The organism is Schumannella sp. 10F1B-5-1 (assembly GCF_006517535.1).
Classification (GTDB): domain Bacteria; phylum Actinomycetota; class Actinomycetes; order Actinomycetales; family Microbacteriaceae; genus Schumannella.
The window spans coordinates 143,644-159,531 of sequence record NZ_VHQH01000037.1 but is presented as its reverse complement, the minus strand read 5'-3'; the positions used below and the strand labels follow the sequence as shown (position 1 = coordinate 159,531).

The following is a 15,888-nucleotide window of genomic DNA, read 5'->3' as shown; positions in this document are numbered from 1 at the left end:
CTGAGGTCGACGGCTCCACGCAGGTTGGCTCCGGCGAGTCGGGGGTCGGTCATGGCAGCTCCTTCGCCTCGGACAGCACCTGCGAGAACCCGAGGAGCTTGATCTTGGCCTTCGTGTCGGTCGCGAGAGGCACGTAGAAGAGCAGCTGCACGTCGTAGGTCGACTGGATGCCCTTGGTGGTCTGCGAGATGCCCGACAGCAGCTTGACGCGGCCGTCGGGGTTGATCGCCGCGCCGGACTCGGCGGGCTTGACCGTCTCGATGTCGTTGAGGTCGGCCGCGACGATCGCGCCCGAGTCGTTCGTGCCGAACACGATCGTCTCCCCCGCGCCCTGCGCGTGCGTGAAGTCGATCGTCGCCGACGCGGGCAGGCTCGACTTTCGCTGCTGCTTGTAGGCGGCGCCGAGCGCCTGACGCAGTCCGTCGCCGTCGGCGTCGAACAGGTCGTAGTCGGCGGCCGCGGTGTCCTGCAGCAGGATGCCGGCGTAGGCGTCGACGATCTTGCTCGGCTCGAGCTTGAGGTACTTCACGTCGGACTTGACCCGCGCCGCGCCCACGTCGGCGGGCGCCAGCTCGGGCACCTCGGCCTTCGGCTCGAGCGGCAGCACGTACTCGGCCTTGTACTGGTCGCGCGGCGTCTCCTGCATGAGCATGAGCGCGATCGGCGCCACGGTCGGCTGCTCGGGATCGGCGACGACCGCGAACACCGTGCGCGGCCACTTCGCGTTCTGCTGCGGCAGGTCGACCTGCACCTTGCTCGCCGGGATGGCGGGCTCGGCGGCCTGGTTGCCGTCGGCCTTGCGGATCGTGTAGCTCGCCGTGCGGGTCTGCAGGGCGGGGCCGGTGAGGCGGTCCTCGGCGAGGGTCGCATCCAGGGCCGCGTCGGCCTTGCCGACCGACTCGCTGACGCGCTTCACGATGCGGTCGAGCTGCGGCGCCGTGACGGCGACCGGCGGGGTGTCGGCGGCCTTGGCCGAGCCGGAGGCGCTCGGCGACGGCGAGGCCGAGCCGGCGCTCGAGGTGAGGTCGCCCACGACCGAGCAGCCGGAGAGCACGAGCGCGCCGGCGAGCAGGCCGGGCACCACGACGAAGCCGCGGCGTCGACCGCGGGAGGCGCTGGGGCCGGCCGGGAGCGCGCGAGCCGACCGCGCGGTGATGGCCTTGGGCCGCGGCGCGCGAGGCAGCTTCGGCTGCTTGCGGCGCGGACCGCGGCGACGGCGCGCGTGCACGAGGGCCCAGATGAACGCCAGCAGGCCGAGGATCATGAGGCCGGCGCCGATGAGGATCAGCAGACCCGAATACGGCGCGGAGTTGTCGATGGGCCAGCGGATGCCGACCTCGCCCGGTGCCGCGGCATCCTTCGCCCCCGTCACGATGACCGAGTAGTCGCTCGACAGCTTCAGCGGCCAGCTCACGCTCGACTCGCCGCTCTTCTCGTCGAGCCAGAGGTCGCTGCCGATGGCCGACGGGATCGCGTCGTCGTCGGAGCCGTCGACCGTCTTGCCGCTGAGCGTGCGCTCCTCGCTGTCGAACGAGACCGTGTTGTAGCTGCTGTCGCCGACCCAGGCCATGACATCCGCGGTGCGCCCGTAGGCCACGTTGACCTCGTCGGAGCCGCCGATGGTCAGCTGCTGCGTGCCGTCGAGGGCGCTCAGGGTCTTGCCGCTGATGACGGTGATGGGCGCGGTCGAGCGCACGTCGGCGGACACGGTCAGCTGGTCGGGACCGGCGAGCACGGTGCGCTGGGCGATGCCGAGACCGGCGGACGCGAGCGCGCACACGAACAGCACGATCGCGAGGACGAATCTCACGGGTGAACTCCTCTCGTGCTGCGAAGCGGCTCGTGGCCCGCCCCACTCCGGCAGTGCGCCGGGGTTCCGGCGGGGAGTCCCCACGGCGAGCGCGAGGCGCTCATCCGCGTCAGGCAGCAGACAAAGACAACCCAGGATACCGGGCGAGTCGCCCGCCACCCAAGAGCAGCCTGGATGCGCGGTGGGAGGTGCCTCCGATTGCGGGTGCTCGACGACGCCGCCGACTGCTCCCGCGCGGGCGAGAGGCCCCTCGATGCCCGCGATCACCGTCCTCGCTAGACTTTCCGGGTTCGTGACGACGGCCGGCCCGGGACGGGGTCGACGACAGGAGAGCTGACAGTGGCGGCAGACGACACCGGATTCGGCACCGAGCTGCGCGGATACCGCAAGGACGAGGTCGACAAGGCCCTCGGCACCCTGCGCCGCGACCTCATCAAGGCCAACACCGACAAGACCGAGTCGGCCAAGGAGATCAAGCGCCTCCAGGCGGTGGTCGAAGACCTGCAGGCCGAGATCGACGAGGTCGGCTCCCCCACCTACAGCGGCCTCGGCACGAAGCTCGAGAGCACGCTGCGCACCGCCGAGGAGCAGGCCACCCGCCTGATCAGCCAGGCCGACATCGACGCCGAGAAGCTGCGCGGCAGCGTCTCGAGCGAGGTGCAGAAGCTTCGTGAGGAGAGCGCCGCTCACGCCGCCACGACGATCGCCGACGCCGAGCAGCGCGCCGCCCGCATGCTCGACGACGCCCGCGACGAGGCCGAGCAGGCCCGCACCTCGGCCCGCGTCGCCGCCGAGGCCACGACCCAGGATGCGATCCGCGAGGCCGCCTCGATCCGCGGCGCCGTCGCCACCGAATCGGCGGATGCGCGCGCCGCCGCGAAGCGCGAGGCCGCCGCCCTGCGCGCCGAGGCCGAGCGCGAGATCGCCGAGCTGCGCGTCGTCGCCCAGCGCGAGAGCTCCCAGGCCCGCGAGGCCGCCGCCGCCCTCGCCCGCGACACCGAGCGCGAGCGCGCCGCCTTCGCCGCCGAGAGCGAGCAGGCCCGCACCGAGCTGGCCCACGAGATCGAGCAGGGCCGCACCGACCACGAGCGCGCCCTCGCCGACGACCGCACGGCCCTCGAGAACGAGTCGACCGCGAAGTGGGCGGCGCTCGACGCCGAGACCGCGAAGCAGCGCGCCGCGCTCGAGCACGACACCACCACGGCCCGCGCCGCGCTCGGCAGCGAGACCGCCGCCGCCCGCGAGGCGCTCGAGGCCGAGCAGCGCATCGCCCGCGCCGACCTCGCCGAGGAGCTGCGGGCCGCCCGCGCCGAGCTCGCGACCGAGATCGCCCAGGTGCGCGAGGCCTTCGACGCCGAGCTCGCCCAGCGCCGCGCCGAGCTCGAGGGCGAGCTGGGCCAGGCCCGCGCCGACCACGACGCCGCGATCGCCGGCGAGCGCTCGGCGCACGACTCGCACCTCAACTCGACGCGCATCCAGCTCGACACCGACGTCGCGCGCCGCACCGCCGAGGTCGAGACGCTCGAGAAGGAGACCCGCGCCACCCTCGACGCCGAGCTCGCCGAGCGCCGCGCCGAGGTGGACGCCGAGGTCGCCGAGAAGACGGCGGCCCTCGAGGCGAAGATCGGCCAGGACACCGCCGAGGTCGACGCCTACGTCGCCCGCGAGCGCGCCGGCATCGACGACCACGTGCTGCGCACCCGCACCGAGCTCGACACCGAGGTCGGCAGCCGCCGCACCGCGCTCGAGAACGAGATCTCGGCGCGCTCGGCCGAGCTGGCGAACCAGATCGAGTCGACGCGCATCCAGCTCGAGAACGAGGTCGTGACCACGAAGGCAGCCCTCGATGCCGACGTGACGAGCGCCCGCGCCGAGCTCGCCGACGAGGTCGCCACGACCCGGGCTGCCCTCGAGACCGAGGTGTCGACGACGAAGGCCGCGCTCGAGACCGAGGTCGCGAACGCCCGCGACGCGCTGGCCGATGAGCTCGCCGCCGCGCGAGCCCAGCTCGAGCAGGAGCTCGGCGCCGCGCGCACGGCGCAGGAGACGGAGCTGCGCGCCGCCCGCACCGAGCACGACACCCACCTGGCCGAGTCGACCGCGCAGCACGACAAGCACATCAGCGAGACGCAGACGGCGCACGACAAGCACCTCGCGACGACGCAGGCCGCGCACGACAAGCACCTCGCCGAGACGCAGGCCGCGCACGACGAGCACGTCAGCACGACCGGCGCCGAGCTCGAGGCCCGGGTCGCCGCCGTCACCGCGAAGCTCGAGAAAGACGACGCCGAGGGCCGTGAGGCGCTCGATCGCGAGGTCACCGAGACGCGCGCCGCGCTGGAGAAGGAGGTCGGCGACGCCCGCGCCGCGCTCGAGAAGGAGCTCACGAGCGGTCGCGCCAAGCTCAAGGGCGAAGACACCCGCACCCGCCGCAAGCTCGAGGCCGACGTCGCCACCGGCCGCGCCGCGCTCGAGGCCGAGCAGGAGCGCGCCCGCGCCGAGCTCGAGGCCGAGGTCGCCGAGACCCGCGCCGCCCTCGAGACCGAGGTGACGGATGCGCGCGCCGCCCTGACCGCCGACACCGAGCGCGAGCGCGCCGCCCTCGAAGCCGAGACGACCCAGGCCCGCACGACCCTCGAGGCCGAGCTGACCCACGCCCGCACCGAGCTCGACCGCGAGCTCGCCGAGGCCCGCGCCGCGCTCGAGTCCGAGATCGCGACCGGCCGCGAGAAGCACGAGGCGGCGCTCAAGACCGAGCGCGGGGCCTTCGACGCCGAGTCGGCCGCCGCACGCGAGACCCTCGAGGCCGAGATCACTGGACGCCGGGCCGAGCTCGACGCCGACATCGCGGCCGGCCGCGCCGAGATCGATCACGACCTCGCCGACGTGCGCAGCAAGCTCGAATCCGACATCGCCAAGGAGCGCGCCGACCTCGAGCGCGACACGACGCGGCAGCGCGAGAAGCTGGCCGCCGAGGCCGCCACGACCCGGGCGACGCTCGAGCACGAGGCCGACGAGCAGCGCACGACCCTCGCCCGCGAGGCGGAGCAGGCGCGCGCCGACCTCGAGGTCGAGCTGACCGCGCGCCGCGACGAGGCCGAGAAGGAGTACCAGACGGCCCACCAGGCGGCCGCCGCATCCACCAAGACCTACCTCGACGAGGCCAACGCGCAGCTGGCCGAGGCGACCGAGCGCGCCGCCGCCGCCCGCGAGGAGGCCGAGAAGCTCACGACCGGCTCGAACCGCGAGTCGAAGCAGCGTCTCGACGAGTCGCGCACGACAGCCGCCGAGATCCTCGCCAACGCCGAGAAGCGCAGCACCGCGATCATCTCCGACGCCGAGAAGCGGGCCGCCGAGCTGCTCGCCGACGCCGAGGAGCGCCTCGAGAAGATCCGCGTCGAGCGCGACGCGGTCGCGAACTACTTCGAGAGCCTGCGCGGGATGCTGGGCCAGGCTGAGAAGATCGGAAGCGGAAGCTGAATCCCGGCCCGGAGCCCCGGCTCCGGCCTCGTCACCGCTGACAGGCTCATCCGCGCCGCCCCGGCGCGGGTGACCCGCCAGCTCACCGATCCGAAGGACGGCAGATGAAGATCCAGAACGCGTTCCGTCTCGGACTGTTCGGCGGGCTCGGCGTGCTCGTCGCGATCGTGATCGGCTCGGCGATCGGCTCGCTCGCCACGATCCTCACCTACGTGGGCGCCGCGATCTTCCTCGCTCTCGGCATCGACCCGGCCGTCTCGTTCCTCGAGCGCCGCAAGCTGCCCCGCTGGCTCGCGATCCTCATCGTGCTCGTCGTGATCCTCGGCATCTTCGCCGGGCTCGTGTTCGCGATCATCCCGGTCGTCAGCGACCAGGTCGGCGCCCTGATCGACCAGATCCCGACGATCGTCAAGGCCTTCGAGAACAACGACATCCAGAAGTGGTTCGAGGCGACGCTGCCCTGGCTCGACTTCAACGACACCCTCACGACGGTGCAGAACGAGCTGACGAAGAACCTCGGCGGCATCACCGGCGCGGCGCTCAACACCGTCTTCACGATCGCGAACGGCGCGTTCGGCGGGCTGATCGTGCTGATCCTGACCCTCTACTTCGTCGCCTCGCTGGCGAGCATCAAGCGCGGGCTGTACCAGCTGGTCCCCGCGACCAAGCGCGAGCGCTTCGTCGACATCTCCGAGCAGATCACCGCCTCGGTCGGCCGCTACGTCGTCGGACAGGTGGCGCTCGGCCTCTGCAACGGCATCCTGAGCTTCATCTTCCTGACCTTCATCGTCGGGGCGAAGTACTCGGCGCTGCTGGCGTTCATCGCATTCCTGTTCTCGCTGATCCCGCTCGTCGGCACGATCTCGGGCTCGGTCGTCATCACCCTGGCCGTGTGGCTGTTCAACGGCTCGCCCTCGGTCATCGCGGTCGCGATCTACTACGTGGTCTACATGCAGGTCGAGGCCTACGTGCTCAGCCCGAACATCATGAACCGCGCGGTCAAGGTGCCCGGCGTCGTCGTCGTGGTCGCGGCCCTGGCCGGCGGAACCCTGCTCGGCATCCTGGGCGCGCTCATCGCCATCCCGGTGGCGGCGTCGATCCTGCTGATCGTCAAGCAGGTCGTGATCCCCCGCCAGAACGAGCTCTAGCGAGAAGGCCCGGCGGTCAGGCCGCCCCCGACTCCGTCGGCAGGCCCGCGGCGACCCAGGCATCCGTGCCGCCCTCGACGTTGACCACGTCGTAGCCCTGCTGCTCGAGGTACTCGGCCACGCGACCGCTGCGGCCGCCCGACTTGCAGATCAGGTAGACGGTGCCGTCGGGCAGCTCGTCGAGCCGGGTCGGCACGGTCGCCATCGGGATGGGCGTGACGCCGACCGCGCGCACGGCGGCGACCTCGTCGGGCTCGCGCACGTCGATCACGCTGGGGGCGTCGAGCTCGCTGAGCTGCTGGACGGTGATGCTGCGCACGGGGCGCTCCTCTCGTTCGGCGGGCCGGCTCAGCCGGCCGGCCACTGCGTCGGCAGCGGCAGCGCCGCCGGGTTCACGCGCTGCACGATCTCGCTCAGCACGCGGTAGGTCTGCTTCTCGCCCACCCAGAGGTGCTTGGCCTCCTCGACCGCGACGAGCTCGAGGTTCGGCACGATCGCGAAGCGCTCGGTCGCCTCGGCGGGCTTGAGGAAGTCGTCGTGCTCGGGCACGAGCGCGACCAGGGGATGCGGGAAGTCGCGCCAGCGGGCCAGCTCGGCGTCGCTCGTGCGGTGCAGCGGCGGCGAGAGCAGGATCGCGCCGGCGATGTCGGCGTCGCGGCCGTGCTTCAGCAGCACCTCGGTGCCGAACGACCAGCCGACCAGCCAGGGCTTCGGGAGGCCGCGCTCGGCGACGAGGCGGAGTGCCGCCTCGAGGTCGTGGCGCTCATCCACCCCTTCGCCGAAGACGCCCTCGGAGGTGCCGCGCGGCGAGGTGACGCCGCGGAAGTTGAACCGCAGCACGGCCAGGTCGGCGAGCGCGGGCAGCCGCCCCGACGACTTGCGCACGATGTGCGAGTCCATGAACCCGCCGGCGGTCGGCAGCGGGTGCAGGAAGAGCAGCGTGCCGGCCGGCGCGGCCGACTCGGGCAGGGCGAGCTCGCCGACGAGGGTCAGGCCGTCGTCCGTCGACAACGTCACGTCCTCGCGGCGGGCGGGCAGGTCGACGGCGCCGCGGATCTCGATCGGCGCGGATGCGGTCGGCTCGGTCGGTGCCGGCGCGGTCGCGCTCGCGTCGGGCGTGGGACTCGGGTCGCTCATGCGCGCATCCTCCAGCAGCGGCTGTGCCAGTGGCGGCGGGCAGCCAGATCGTCGGCCTCGCCCATGATGCCGTCGGCGCGCCAGGCGACCACGTGCGCGATCCCCTCGGCGATCTCGCCACCGCATCCGGGGCACGTGTACACCTTGACGGCGGCGCCCGCGGACTGGGGCTGCACGTTCCACTCGCCGTCGCGCTTCGACTCGGTGCGGCGCAGGCCGCCCATCACGCGACTCAGATCGAGCGGCTCGGTCTCCGCCCGGCGCTGCTGGCGCGGGCGGTTCGAGCGAGGCATGCGCTCGAGTCTACGGGGCGGTGCTCCGCGTCGGCCGGGCTCAGTACCAGCCGGAGGCCTGGCTCTTGCCCCACGCCCCGCACGGCGTGCCGTAGCGGCCCGTGATGTAGCCGAGGCCCCAGGTGATCTGCGTCGCGGGATTCGTCTGCCAGTCGGCGCCGGCGCTCGCCATCTTCGATCCCGGAAGCGCCTGCGGGATGCCGTAGGCGCCGCTGCCCGAGTTGTGGGCGTAGACGTTCCAGTGCGACTCCTTGTTCCAGAGCGACACGAGGCAGTCGTACTCGCCCTGGCCCCAGCCGCGGGCCATGACCATGTCGTAGGCGATCGCCTTCGCCGTGCCCGGATCGGGCGTGCCCGCCGCGGGGGCGGAGCCGCCGCCGCTCTTCGCCGCGACGACGACCGGCTGCGGCTTGATGACCTGGTAGCCGTCGCGCTGAGTCGAGTTCTGGAAGTCCGAGCCCGCCTGGTAGGTCTGCAACCGGCCGTCTTGGCCCGGGGCCACATCGGCCGAGGCGTAGGCGCCGCTGTAGGGATCGACGATCGAGACGAGCACGAAGGCCAGCGTCGCGAGGCCCGCGAACAGCGGGAGCGAGTGGCGCCGGCGCACGTGGCGCGGGATCGCGACGGCCGTGCTGAATCGGGGTCGGGTGACGAGAGCGCCGGGCGCGCGGGAAGTCCGGTGTCTGCTCACGATCCGACGAGTTTACCCGAGGACCTGGACGTAAGCCCAGCCCGGTTCAGGGGACGACCAGGCGACGACGTCGCGAACGGGGTCGGCTCAGCGCACCGCGAGGATCACGTCGACCATCGCATCCAGCACGACGTCGACCTGGGTCTCGTCGTAGCCGCCGCGCTTCGGACGGAACGCGACCTCGCGGATCTCGTCGGCCGTCACGGCCTCGCCGCCCTGCAGGTACTCCGCGATGCGATCGACGAAGGCGTCGACCTCGACCGGGGCGTAGCCGACCGTGAACAGGCTCGTGCGGCGGAAGCGGTGGTGGTGCGGCCGCACCAGACGGTCGAGGATGACCTGCGCCAGATCGCGGGCCTCGGCGAGGTGCTTGTCGCCGTCGGCGGCGAGGGCGCGCTGCTTCTCGCGGCCCGCGAAGGCGTCTTCGAGGCGGGCGAGGGCCGCATCCACGTGCTCGGTGGCGTAGCCGCCCTTGCGCAGCGTGAAGCCGGTGGTGCGGATGTCGTCGGAGCTCATCTCGCGGGCCCCCGGCTCGGCGAGATAGGAGCTGCGCGCGTCGGCGAGGAACTGCTCCACCTCGTCGACGTCGTAGCCCTGCCGTGAGCGGCGGGCGTGCGGGAAGGTCGAGCTCACGGGGTCAGTCTAGGGCGGGCCGTCAGCCGCCGAGCTGAGTGGCGACGAGGTACACGCCGTAGGCGATCGCCGCCGAGGGCAGGATCGAGTCGAGGCGGTCGAGGAAGCCGCCGTGCCCCGGCAGCCAGCTCGAGATGTCCTTGATGCCGAGGTCGCGCTTGATCAGCGACTCGACCAGGTCGCCGCCGGTGCCGGTCAGCAGCAGCAGGATGCCAAGCGGGATGCCCAGCCAGAACGGCTGCCCCAGCATGAGCCACGAGCAGAGCACGGCCGTGCCGATCGCGAAGACCGCGGCCCCGCCGAAGCCCTCCCAGGTCTTCTTGGGGCTGATCTTCGGCGCCATGAGGTTCTTGCCCCAGAGCACGCCGAACAGGTAGGCGCCGATGTCCGCGCCGACGACCACGATGATCGACGTCAGCGTCCAGAACTGGCCGTTCTCCTCGCTGGTCAGCACGACAAGGAAACCCGCCAGGAACGTGACGTAGAGCTGGATGAAGGCACCCGAGACCAGGTCGAGGATCACCTCGCGCGCCGGTGCGCGGCCGCGGGGGGACGCCAGCTCGATCAGACGGTAGAGCGAGATGATCGCGATCGCCGCCAGCGTCGCCAGCCAGAGCCCCTCGACGCCGAGGAAGAACGCGGCCGGCATCACGGCGACGCCGACGACCACCGAAGCCACGCGCGGCACGTCGCGCCCGGCGAAGCGCAGCGCGCTCGCGAGCTCGAAGATCGTGAAGGCGACGAGCACGGCGCCGAAGACGATGAACAGCCACTTCAGGATGACGAGGCTGACGATCAGCAGCCCGCCGAGCAGGATGCCGACCCCGATCGCGAACGGCAGGTTGCGCCCGGCGCGCGCCTCGATGCGCGCGTTCGCCTCCTCGAACTGCGCACGGGTCGCGCGCACCTGGGCCTCGAACTCCGCGACGTTGGCACGGGCCTTCGCCTCGAACTCGGCGCGGGTGTGGCGCTTGTGCTCCGGGTCGGAGTGACCGTGGTGGTCGTCGTCGGTCACGCTCAGACCTCGAGCAGTTCGGCTTCCTTGCGCTTCAGGGCCTCGTCGATCGCGTCGGTGTGGGTCTTCGTGATCGCCTCCAGCTCCTTCTCCGCGCGCGCCACCTCGTCGTCGCCGACCTCGCTCTTCAGCGCATCCAGGTCGTCCTTCGCCTTGCGTCGCAGGTTGCGCACGACGACCTTCGCGTCCTCGCCCTTGGCGCGGGCGAGTTTCACGTACTCCTTGCGGCGCTCCTCGGTGAGCTCGGGCATGGTGACGCGGATGATGTTGCCGTCGTTCGAGGGGGCGGCGCCGAGGTTCGGGAAGGCGACGATGGCCTTCTCGATGTCCTTGAGGGCGGTCTTGTCGTAGGGCGTGATGATGATCGTGCGCGCCTCGGGGTTCTGCAGGCTCGCGAGCTGCTGCAGCGGCGTCGGGGTGCCGTAGTACTCCACGTTGATGCGCTCGAACAGCGCCGGGTTGGCACGGCCGGTGCGCACCGTCGAGAAGTCGTCCTTGGCGACCTCGACGGCCTTGAGCATCTTGTCCTTGGTCTCGGACATCACGTCGCTGATCACGGGGTGCACTCCTTCACGCCTTGCGTCGCCCCAGCTTAGTGGGCGCATCCCGAGCGGGTCTGCGCGGCGACGACGCTCAGTTCAGCACGCCCGCCTGCGCCGCCCACCAGAGCGCACCCGCGGCGCCGCTGACGAGCCCGACGATGAGGGAGATCAGCGCGACGCGCCACGAGCGCTGACGGCGCACCGCCCGCACCAGCACGATCAGCGAGCCGATCGCCCAGCTCAGCGCCGGGCCGACCACCGTGAGCGCGATGGCGGCGTGGATCGAGCCGTCCTGCGCATCCGGGGTGCCCGTCGTCAGGGCGGCCTCGACGAGCGCGAGGGCGATCGCGATGCCCACCCCGCTCGCGCCGACGATCACGAGCAGGATCGAGAGCGCGACATCCCCCGTCTTGATCGGGCCGCGCTCTCGGCGCTCCCTCTCGGGGTCGTGCGTGGCCTTGAACGGGAAGACGTCGTCGCGGCGGGCCATGGTGCAGGCGGTCTCGGTCGGGGTCGAAAGGCGCGGGATGCGCGGCTCAGGCCGTGACCAGGGTGCCGAGCCGCTCGCCGCGCACGGCGGCGGTGACGTTGCCCGCGGGCTCCATGCCGAACACGTGCATCGGCATCCGATTGTCCATGCAGAGGCTGAACGCGGTCGAGTCGACGACCTTGAGGCCCTGCTGCAGCGCCTCGGCGTAGGTGATCTCGTCGATCTTCGTCGCGGTCGGGTCGAGGCGCGGGTCGGCGGTGTAGACGCCATCGACGCCGTTCTTGGCGACCAGCACCTCGTCGGCGCCGATCTCGAGCGCGCGCTGCGCCGAGACCGTGTCGGTCGAGAAGTAGGGCAGACCGGCGCCCGCGCCGAAGATCACGACGCGGCCCTTCTCCAGGTGGCGCTCGGCGCGCAGCGGGATGTACGGCTCGGCGACCTGGGTCATCTGGATCGCCGACTGCACGCGCGTCGCGGCGCCGGCCTGCTCGAGGAAGTCCTGCAGCGCGAGGGCGTTCATGACGGTGCCGAGCATGCCCATGTAGTCGGCGCGCCCGCGGTCCATGCCGCGCTGGCTGAGCTCGGCGCCGCGGAAGAAGTTGCCGCCGCCGACGACCACCGCGACCTCGACCCGCTTCGACTCGTCGGGGTCGGTCGTCGCCACCGCGATCTCCTTGGCGATCGCCGACACGACGTCGGGATTCACGCCGAGGGAGCCACCGCCGAACGCCTCTCCGGAGAGCTTGAGCAGCACGCGGCGTCGGCGATCGGTCATCGCGAGGGGTCCTTCCGTCGGGGGTCGGTTCAGGCTACCGGAACGCGGGTGGGCGGCTCGTCGGGGCGGACCCGCGGAGGGCCGGGTCGTGCAGCGCTCAGGCCGGTCCGGCCGTTCCGTTCAGGCCCGCCAGGCGCCCCTGCTCATCGAAGGTCACGGAGAGGCGGCCGTCGGGCAGCGTCAGCGTCGCGCCGTCCCACGCGATGCCGCGCAGGGCCGCATAGCTCGACACGGCGCGGCGATGATCGGTCACCGTCGTCGTCATCAGCGCCTCGCCGATGATCCGGGCGACCCGCGGCGTCGAGGGCGCCGGCAGCTCGAGGCCCTCCAGCAGCATCCAGACCCGAGTGCCGCCCTGCACCCGGCCGCTGTAGCCGAACCAGATCCCGCTCGCGACGCGGGCGGCGATCGAGAGATCCCAGCCGAGCTCGTAGCCGGGCTCTGGCTCCTGCTCGGGGGCGGGATCGTCGAAGGGCACCTCGCCGCCGACGAGCTCGGGGATGCGGTACCGCTCCCCCAGCGCCCGGGCCGCGTTCGCGCCGGCCAGCACCTCGGGGCCGTAGCCGGAGGGATTCGCCCAGCCCCAGAGCCAGCTGCGCGGACCCGGCGCCGCCGAGCCGAGCAGCTGCAGCGGCAGGGTCGCGGGCGTCGGCCCGGTGAAGCGGAACTGCCGGTTCTCGAGGTCGACATCCCAGCGCTCGTGCTCGCCGAAGAGGTCGGTGAGGTGCAGCTGGGCTTCGTGGGCGAGGAACACGCCGTCGGCGACGAGCGCCGACAGCCCGGGAGAACGCGTCATGCGGTCACCCTAGAGGCGGGATCGCGGAGCCGCCTGGGCGGGAGCCGTCCGATGCCGTGGAGCCGGCTGGGCGTCAGCCGTTCGGTCCGGCGGCGCTGTCGTAGTGGAACGTCGTGCCGTCGGACTTCGTGATCGTCACGTCGCCGCCGAAGGGCTCGCCGGCCAGGAACTTGCGCTCGAGCTCGGTGAGCTCGGCGTCCCACTCGGCGACCGTCGCATCCAGCTCGGCCGGGTCGTCGCTCGAGTCGGAGATCCAGAGCAGGGCGACCTTCTTGTCGGTCAGGAAGTACACGAACGCCTGCGCGTAGGTGTCGCCCGTCGGGGAGTCGACGACCCACTGGTGGATGCTGCCGTCCTTGAGCGCGGTCTGGTACTTGAGGTGCATGTCGCGCACGCGCAGCGCGTAGGTCGCGTAGGCGGGGCGATCGACGATGCTGTAGCTGCCCGACCCCGAGTTCGAGCCCGGTCCGGGCCACGGGGGCTGCGAGGTGGACTGCGCGGTCGGCGACGCACCGGCGACCGGGGAGCCGCTGCGCGGTGCGGCGAAGATCGAGCCGAGCACGAGAGCCAGCACGACGCATCCCGCGACGAGGATGAGCGCCGCCGAGCCGAGCACGATCGCGATGATGCCGCCCGCCGAGAGCCCGCGGCGGGGCGGGGCGGGGGCGAAGCCGTACGGCGCTCCGGGGACTGCCGGCCCTCCCGGTGCTCCGGGCCCGGGGAAGTACGGATTCTGCTGGGCGCTCGCGGGGACTCCGGCGTGCGGATGCGGCGGTCGATCGTCGCGCGGATAGCCGAACGGCGGCTGAGGGTCGCTCACGCCTCGATGCTAGCCGCGACGGATGACGCTCGCGCCGGCCCGAGGCGCAGCACACGGCCCGGCGCACGCACGAGGGGCCCGGATGCTTGCGCATCCGGGCCCCTCGTGTGGTGGTTCTGCTTACGCGCCGACCTTGAAACGGGCGAAGCCGTTGATGGTCAGGCCCGCGTCCTCGGCGACCTTCTTGACCGCGAGCTTGTTGTCGCGGGCGTAGTCCTGCTCGAGCAGGGCGACCTGCTTGAAGTAGGCGCCGAGACGACCCTCGACGATCTTCGGCAGGGCGGCCTCGGGCTTGCCCTCGCCGCGGCTGATCTCCTCGACGATGCGACGCTCGTTGGCGACGTCGGCCTCCGGCACCTCGTCCTTGGAGAGGTAGGTCGGAGCGGCGAACGAGATGTGCTGGGCGATGCTGCGGGCGGTCTCCGCGTCGTCACCCGTGTAGGACACGACGACGCCGATCTGCGGCGGCAGGTCCTTCGAGGTGCGGTGCAGGTAGACGGCGAACTTGTCACCGGCGATGCGAGCGACCTGACGCAGCTCGATCTTCTCGCCGATGGTCGCGGCCTGGTCCTCGATGAGGCTGCCGACGGTGCCGCCGTCGACCGCGACCGCGAGAGCGGCATCCACGGTCTCGGCGCCCGAGTCGGCCAGCGCCTGCACGACCTTCTCGGCCAGCGCGACGAACTTGTCGTTCTTGGCGACGAAGTCGGTCTCGCAGGCGAGCTCGATCAGGGTGACGGCGGTCGCGCTCTCGACGACGGCGACGAGGCCCTCGCTCGTGGAGCGGTCGGCACGCTTCGCGTTGCCCTTCGCACCCTTGAGACGCAGGATCTCGACGGCCTTCTCGATGTCGCCCTCGGCCTCGACCAGGGCGTTCTTGGTGTCGACCATGCCGGTGCCGAGGCGCTCGCGGAGGGTCTTGACGTCTTCCAGGCTGAAGTTGGCCATGGACTATTCCTTACTGAGTCGTGATGAACAGGCGGAGAACGCCTGGACTACTTCTTCGCGGGCTTCTTCTCGGCCTCGGTCGCCTCGGCCTCGATGCGGGCCTCGGTGGCCTCGTCCGACTCCGGGGCGTGCTCGGCGACGACCGACTCGTCGGCCTGCGCGGCCAGGTCGGCCTCCGCGGCGGCATCCGCGTCGTTCTCGGCGACGGGCGTCTCGGCCTCGACGACCTCGGCGACCTTCTCGGCGGCGTCGGCGCCCTGGTCGACGGCCTCGATCTTCTCGGCGGTCGACGCGGGGGTCTCGCTGGCGGCGAGCAGCTCCTGCTCCCACTCGGCGAGCGGCTCGACGGCCGAGACGTTGCCGGCCTCGGCGGGAGCCTGGTGGCGCTGCACGAGGCCCTCGGCGGCGGCGTCGGCGATGATGCGGGTGAGCAGGCCCACCGAGCGGATCGCGTCGTCGTTGCCCGGGATCGGGTACTGCAGCTCGTCGGGGTCGGCGTTCGTGTCGAGGATGCCGATCACGGGGATGCCGAGCTTGGTGGCCTCGTCGATGGCGAGGTGCTCGCGCTTGGCGTCGACGACCCAGATCGCGCTGGGGGTCTTCGTCAGGTTGCGGATACCACCCAGGGTCTTGTGCAGCTTGTCGAGCTCGCGCTTCTTGATGAGGAGCTCCTTCTTGGTGAAGCCCTTCGTCGTGTCGTCGAAGTCGATCTCCTCGAGCTCCTTCATGCGCGCGAGGCGCTTGGAGACCGTCTGGAAGTTGGTGAGCAGACCGCCGAGCCAGCGCTGGTTGACGTAGGGCTGGCCCACGCGGGTCGCCTGCTCGGCGATGGCCTCCTGGGCCTGCTTCTTCGTGCCCACGAAGAGCACGGTGCCGCCGTGCGCGACGGTCTCCTTGACGAAGTCGTAGGCGCGGTCGATGTAGGCCAGCGACTTCTGCAGGTCGATGATGTGGATGCCCGAGCGCTCGGTGAGGATGAAGCGCTTCACCTTCGGGTTCCAGCGGCGGGTCTGGTGTCCGAAGTGCACGCCGCTGTCGAGCAGCTGGCGGATGGTGACGACGGCCATGGCCGTTCTCCTTCTCTGGCGGGCACGGCCGTCGGCCGCGTCCCGCGCGTTCTCAGTTGTCGACCGGGCCGGCGGCCTGGTCCCTGGCGCCCGGCGCGCATCCGCTTCCGACGGATCGGAGACTGATGGATGTGCTGCCGCGTCGCTGCTCTCGGCTTCCGGTGACCGGAGGCTGGAGCGGCGACGCTGTGGGCGCGCGAAGTCACCCCGCAAGCGAGGTGCTGGGGGAAGCATAGCACCGGG

At 71.7% G+C, this 15,888-nt stretch carries 16 protein-coding genes; 2 read left to right on the top strand and 14 right to left on the bottom strand.

Features of this window, described 5'->3' with window-relative positions; translation table 11 throughout:
* Positions 1 to 49: 49 nt before the first annotated feature.
* Positions 50 to 1,810, bottom strand: coding sequence for a hypothetical protein (locus tag FJ658_RS08915; RefSeq protein ID WP_141145034.1), 1,761 nt, complete (start codon positions 1,808 to 1,810; stop codon positions 50 to 52).
* 339 nt (positions 1,811 to 2,149) lie between these two features.
* Here FJ658_RS08915 and FJ658_RS08910 point away from each other — a divergent pair, with 339 nt between their 5' ends.
* A complete protein-coding gene (locus FJ658_RS08910) occupies positions 2,150 to 5,290 on the top strand; it encodes a hypothetical protein (RefSeq protein ID WP_141145033.1) in 3,141 nt (1,046 codons plus the stop codon).
* A 104-nt stretch (positions 5,291 to 5,394) separates the two neighbouring features.
* On the top strand, positions 5,395 to 6,438 hold the full coding sequence (locus FJ658_RS08905; RefSeq protein WP_141145032.1) for an AI-2E family transporter: 1,044 nt from the start codon (positions 5,395 to 5,397) through the stop codon (positions 6,436 to 6,438).
* A gap of 16 nt (positions 6,439 to 6,454) precedes the next feature.
* Here FJ658_RS08905 and FJ658_RS08900 read toward each other — a convergent pair whose 3' ends face one another.
* The 13 genes from FJ658_RS08900 to rpsB all read right to left on the bottom strand — a co-directional run bounded on the left by FJ658_RS08900 (position 6,455) and on the right by rpsB (position 15,645).
* Entirely contained in the window at positions 6,455 to 6,757 is a 303-nt protein-coding gene (locus tag FJ658_RS08900; protein ID WP_141145031.1) for a rhodanese-like domain-containing protein, read from the bottom strand.
* Positions 6,758 to 6,786: 29 nt separating this feature from the next.
* A complete protein-coding gene (locus tag FJ658_RS08895) occupies positions 6,787 to 7,575 on the bottom strand; it encodes an alpha/beta hydrolase (protein WP_141145030.1) in 789 nt (262 codons plus the stop codon).
* Positions 7,572 to 7,868 (bottom strand): hypothetical protein, encoded by a 297-nt coding sequence (locus FJ658_RS08890; RefSeq protein WP_141145029.1) that lies wholly within the window; start codon positions 7,866 to 7,868, stop codon positions 7,572 to 7,574. The genes FJ658_RS08895 and FJ658_RS08890 overlap by 4 nt, the downstream gene beginning before the upstream one ends.
* A 40-nt stretch (positions 7,869 to 7,908) precedes the next feature.
* On the bottom strand, positions 7,909 to 8,559 hold the full coding sequence (locus FJ658_RS08885; RefSeq protein WP_255447644.1) for a lytic transglycosylase domain-containing protein: 651 nt from the start codon (positions 8,557 to 8,559) through the stop codon (positions 7,909 to 7,911).
* A gap of 87 nt (positions 8,560 to 8,646) precedes the next feature.
* Positions 8,647 to 9,192 carry a DivIVA domain-containing protein gene (locus FJ658_RS08880; protein WP_141145028.1) on the bottom strand — a complete coding sequence of 182 codons (546 nt, stop codon included), beginning with the start codon at positions 9,190 to 9,192 and terminating at the stop codon, positions 8,647 to 8,649.
* 22 nt (positions 9,193 to 9,214) lie between these two features.
* On the bottom strand, positions 9,215 to 10,207 hold the full coding sequence (locus FJ658_RS08875; RefSeq protein ID WP_141145027.1) for a phosphatidate cytidylyltransferase: 993 nt from the start codon (positions 10,205 to 10,207) through the stop codon (positions 9,215 to 9,217).
* Positions 10,208 to 10,209: 2 nt separating this feature from the next.
* Positions 10,210 to 10,749 (bottom strand): ribosome recycling factor, encoded by a 540-nt coding sequence (frr, locus tag FJ658_RS08870; protein ID WP_370454782.1) that lies wholly within the window; start codon positions 10,747 to 10,749, stop codon positions 10,210 to 10,212.
* A 91-nt stretch (positions 10,750 to 10,840) separates the two neighbouring features.
* The gene (locus FJ658_RS08865) at positions 10,841 to 11,239 is read right to left on the bottom strand and encodes a hypothetical protein (protein WP_141145025.1); all 399 of its coding nucleotides are present in this window, start codon (positions 11,237 to 11,239) and stop codon (positions 10,841 to 10,843) included.
* 46 nt (positions 11,240 to 11,285) lie between these two features.
* The gene (gene pyrH, locus FJ658_RS08860; RefSeq protein ID WP_141145024.1) at positions 11,286 to 12,014 is read right to left on the bottom strand and encodes a UMP kinase; all 729 of its coding nucleotides are present in this window, start codon (positions 12,012 to 12,014) and stop codon (positions 11,286 to 11,288) included.
* Positions 12,015 to 12,111: 97 nt separating this feature from the next.
* The gene (locus FJ658_RS08855; RefSeq protein WP_141145023.1) at positions 12,112 to 12,810 is read right to left on the bottom strand and encodes a DUF6882 domain-containing protein; all 699 of its coding nucleotides are present in this window, start codon (positions 12,808 to 12,810) and stop codon (positions 12,112 to 12,114) included.
* A 73-nt stretch (positions 12,811 to 12,883) separates the two neighbouring features.
* Positions 12,884 to 13,630 carry a hypothetical protein gene (locus FJ658_RS08850; protein ID WP_141145022.1) on the bottom strand — a complete coding sequence of 249 codons (747 nt, stop codon included), beginning with the start codon at positions 13,628 to 13,630 and terminating at the stop codon, positions 12,884 to 12,886.
* A gap of 120 nt (positions 13,631 to 13,750) precedes the next feature.
* A complete protein-coding gene (gene tsf / locus FJ658_RS08845; protein ID WP_141145021.1) occupies positions 13,751 to 14,578 on the bottom strand; it encodes a translation elongation factor Ts in 828 nt (275 codons plus the stop codon).
* 47 nt (positions 14,579 to 14,625) lie between these two features.
* Entirely contained in the window at positions 14,626 to 15,645 is a 1,020-nt protein-coding gene (gene rpsB / locus FJ658_RS08840; RefSeq protein WP_141145020.1) for a 30S ribosomal protein S2, read from the bottom strand.
* Between the last annotated feature and the right edge of the window lie 243 nt (positions 15,646 to 15,888).

Excerpts from the sequence above, each read along its gene's own strand:
- FJ658_RS08905 (WP_141145032.1), top strand. The coding sequence starts at position 5,395 with ATGAAGATCCAGAACGCGTTCCGTCTCGGACTGTTCGGCGGGCTCGGC.
- FJ658_RS08895 (WP_141145030.1), bottom strand. The coding sequence starts at position 7,575 with ATGAGCGACCCGAGTCCCACGCCCGACGCGAGCGCGACCGCGCCGGCA.
- FJ658_RS08890 (WP_141145029.1), bottom strand. The coding sequence starts at position 7,868 with ATGCCTCGCTCGAACCGCCCGCGCCAGCAGCGCCGGGCGGAGACCGAG.
- frr (WP_370454782.1), bottom strand. The coding sequence starts at position 10,749 with ATGTCCGAGACCAAGGACAAGATGCTCAAGGCCGTCGAGGTCGCCAAG.
- FJ658_RS08865 (WP_141145025.1), bottom strand. The coding sequence starts at position 11,239 with ATGGCCCGCCGCGACGACGTCTTCCCGTTCAAGGCCACGCACGACCCC.
- pyrH (WP_141145024.1), bottom strand. The coding sequence starts at position 12,014 with ATGACCGATCGCCGACGCCGCGTGCTGCTCAAGCTCTCCGGAGAGGCG.
- FJ658_RS08855 (WP_141145023.1), bottom strand. The coding sequence starts at position 12,810 with ATGACGCGTTCTCCCGGGCTGTCGGCGCTCGTCGCCGACGGCGTGTTC.
- tsf (WP_141145021.1), bottom strand. The coding sequence starts at position 14,578 with ATGGCCAACTTCAGCCTGGAAGACGTCAAGACCCTCCGCGAGCGCCTC.
- rpsB (WP_141145020.1), bottom strand. The coding sequence starts at position 15,645 with ATGGCCGTCGTCACCATCCGCCAGCTGCTCGACAGCGGCGTGCACTTC.